Source organism: Psychrobacter sp. TB55-MNA-CIBAN-0194, from assembly GCF_040309505.1.
Lineage (GTDB): Bacteria > Pseudomonadota > Gammaproteobacteria > Pseudomonadales > Moraxellaceae > Psychrobacter > Psychrobacter fozii.
On record NZ_JBEOOW010000241.1, the window covers coordinates 1 to 275 of the forward strand.

General features: G+C 44.4%; 1 protein-coding gene. It reads left to right on the plus strand.

Annotation, left to right across the window (positions count from 1 at the left end; all coding sequences use genetic code 11):
* The coding region (locus tag AAEY75_RS14990; protein ID WP_352260025.1) for a TonB-dependent receptor domain-containing protein at positions 1 to 275 on the plus strand (275 nt) is incomplete at both ends.

Below are 275 nucleotides of genomic sequence, written 5' to 3' on the forward strand. Positions count from 1 at the left end.
GCCCTGACTTTGACTACATGACACCCGCCTTACTTGAAAAAGAGCTCGCCGATAATGACTTTTTAGGTAACCCAAGCCTTAAACCAGAATCGTCTTGGGGTATCGATTTAGGTTACGAATACCGTTTAGGTAAAAGTGGTGTTGTTGGTGTAAACGTATTTTACCGTGACGTTAGCGACCTTATTGAAATTGCCAGTACCGGTGTTGAAGGCTCTGAAGGCGAAGGCACATTTGTACTGCAACCACAAAATACTGGTGATGGCACAGTTCAAGGT